We start from the raw sequence: 2,394 nt of genomic DNA, 5'->3' as shown, positions 1-2,394 counted from the left end.
AGTTGGTGTTGGTATTCATGGTGTTAAATTAACATTATCTAAACCATTAATGATCAATGTGATATTAAAAAGTTTTATTACACCTGTGGTGGCGCTTATTTCTGTATATTTATTTGGTATTACCGGTATGGAAGCTGAAGAACTGGTCTTTTTATTAGCAATGCCAACGGCATCAACAGCTGTTATTTTGGCTTATAATTGGAATGTCGAGCAAGAACAAGCGTCAAGTATTTTCTTTGTATCAACAGTTTTATCTATTTTTATTTTACCAACGTTATTACTTATTATGGATTTCACCATTCCTGGCGTTGCTTAATAAATGCCAAATATAATGCTCTCATTGCTTTTAACAGGGTGAGAGCATTAGCAATAAAAATCCCAATCTAATTTGATATTCAAAAAGTAACTTAACAATCGATTGTTCAATATGTGGTTCTAGTGACAGTTAATGCTGTCATTAAATTCTATAATTATAGATGTGAATTGTGAACTTAAATTGGTTTGTGCGCCTTGCTAGTAATATTTTTTTATATCCAAATAAGAAAAGCACGCTTATGCTATTTTGTTTATTTGTTAAAAATCAGTCAGAAAAGTAATTGATTTTATTGAGGTTTTTTGTTTGCGTATTTTAGGGCGCTGTGCTAGGGGTAGTTTATCCTTTTAACCATAAGATTAACAGTTAACATCAATGTTTGTTTTTTTTATATCCTATTTACCTCATTATTCTATTATTGCTTATCGTGTTCTGTTTTAATCATTTTGCAATTTTTTTTGCAAAAATACCAACTAGGTAAGCCAATTTATATCGCTTATACTTAATTTATAAAGTAAATAGGTGAATATGGATCGGCTATGTAAATATCCCCCCAAAGTTAGTATAAGATTCAGGTAGAAAATTACGCTGCTTGCTTGAATATAATCTATGGTTATACCATGTAATTTTGCCCAGCCGATGAATGTTTTTCCTGTGAATTCCGGTCCGTTATCTACTCATATTTCGAGTTGATAACCATGATATCTGGTCAGTTTATTCTGATAACGGGTAATCCTACCTGTCGGTAAACTGATCGCAATATCAATGCCTAACGCCTCACAATTAAAGTCATCGATGACATTGAAGGTTCTAAACCGGCGTTGATTGCGACTGCTGTCACTCATAAAATCCATTCATCAACATTCACCTAGCTTATTTGGTACTGATAGTTTTTCTGGGCTTCGCGGAGGAATACGTTGTTTACGCTTTACCCTGAGATTAAGCTTTAACTGGCAGTATATTCGATAAATACACTTATGATTCCATTTCTAGCCGCGCTTTCTGATACGATTAAAACACTGAAGAAGGCCCCGCGTAAATGTCTATCCGTGATAACTTAGCACTAACATAATCATCGAATCATCCGGTAATTTAGGTTGATAATAGTAAGCTCAGCTGCTTAAACTAACAATAGCGCAGCTCATGGCAATAGTAATAGAATGATTTTATTGCAGTTGCACAGCTCAGGCTTTACGTGCTTGAGTTGGCACTATAGCTTTTTATGATTTCCTCCTGAAGCTGAGATTTTAAATTTAGCTCAACAAACATCTGCTTAAGTTTACGATTTTCAGCTTCTAGTTGTTTTAAGCGTTTGATATCTGAGATTTCCATACTATCGTATTTATCACGCCATTTATAGAAAGTTGAATTCCCATACCCTATTTACGGCAAAGCTCTTTGACGGGGGATACCGGCTTCGGCTTCTTTTAAATTAGCTACGATTTGTCGATAATCTTATCGGAAAAAGCAAGTGGACAATCTATTGGTTTGCGCTCTTTCGTAATAAAAAATTATAGATAAATTTCCAATAAAAACGCGGCTAATATTATTTTTATTGGAAATAATATAATTGTTTTTTCTCAAACCTGCTTGCAAATGGATGCAAAGATTTACAGTTAATATTGCAGTTAATTTAACGGTTAAGATTCTAAAGGAAGGTAATACGATAGTCGTTGTTGCTTTAGTGCATTGAGTAATAATCTAAAGCAATTTCGAGTTGGTTTTATGTCATCATTAATGTTATTTTATCGCCACAATCATTATTGTTTTTCATTGTTGTAATTTTTAACTAATATTGCATAATAGAAATAAGTTATCGCAATCAAAGTAATAATCTTATAAATTATTTAAATTTTAGAGTACAATAATAATTGTTTATCTTAATGATCATGTCTTATTTTGGTTTTTTACTCATAAAATAAATATGAGTTGATTGTCAATTACACAAAAGTTACACCGATTTTTATATAAATTGTTACCTGTTCCAATTTGGAAGTTTTGTTTAATTCTGTATTTGGAATTGTAGTTCAACATATCATGTTTGGTTAGGATCAAAATCAGCTTAATATAAAGTAGGGCAG

Annotated in this window: 3 protein-coding genes; 1 reads left to right on the top strand and 2 read right to left on the bottom strand. The window is 32.1% G+C overall.

Annotation, left to right across the window (positions count from 1 at the left end):
• A partial coding sequence (locus tag A9G30_RS08500; protein WP_176700877.1) for an AEC family transporter occupies positions 1 to 316 on the top strand: 316 nt, incomplete at its 5' end.
• 674 nt (positions 317 to 990) lie between these two features.
• On the opposite strand, the gene A9G30_RS12995 is transcribed toward A9G30_RS08500, so the two are convergent.
• Both A9G30_RS12995 and A9G30_RS13655 read right to left on the bottom strand, forming a co-directional pair.
• On the bottom strand, positions 991 to 1,158 hold the full coding sequence (locus tag A9G30_RS12995; RefSeq protein ID WP_176700626.1) for a hypothetical protein: 168 nt from the start codon (positions 1,156 to 1,158) through the stop codon (positions 991 to 993).
• A gap of 346 nt (positions 1,159 to 1,504) precedes the next feature.
• Positions 1,505 to 1,696, bottom strand: a complete 192-nt coding sequence (locus tag A9G30_RS13655; RefSeq protein WP_141672050.1) for a transposase — start codon at positions 1,694 to 1,696, stop codon at positions 1,505 to 1,507.
• Positions 1,697 to 2,394: the final 698 nt, after the last annotated feature.

Source organism: Gilliamella sp. Fer4-1, from assembly GCF_001690515.1.
GTDB classification, from domain to species: Bacteria; Pseudomonadota; Gammaproteobacteria; order Enterobacterales; family Orbaceae; genus Gilliamella; species Gilliamella apicola_C.
Note: the sequence above shows the minus strand (reverse complement) of the source record. Positions and strands in the feature narration are given on the sequence as shown.

What these genes read in the sequence shown, in the direction of transcription:
- A9G30_RS12995 (WP_176700626.1), bottom strand. Translation starts at nt 1,158, where the DNA reads ATGAGTGACAGCAGTCGCAATCAACGCCGGTTTAGAACCTTCAATGTC.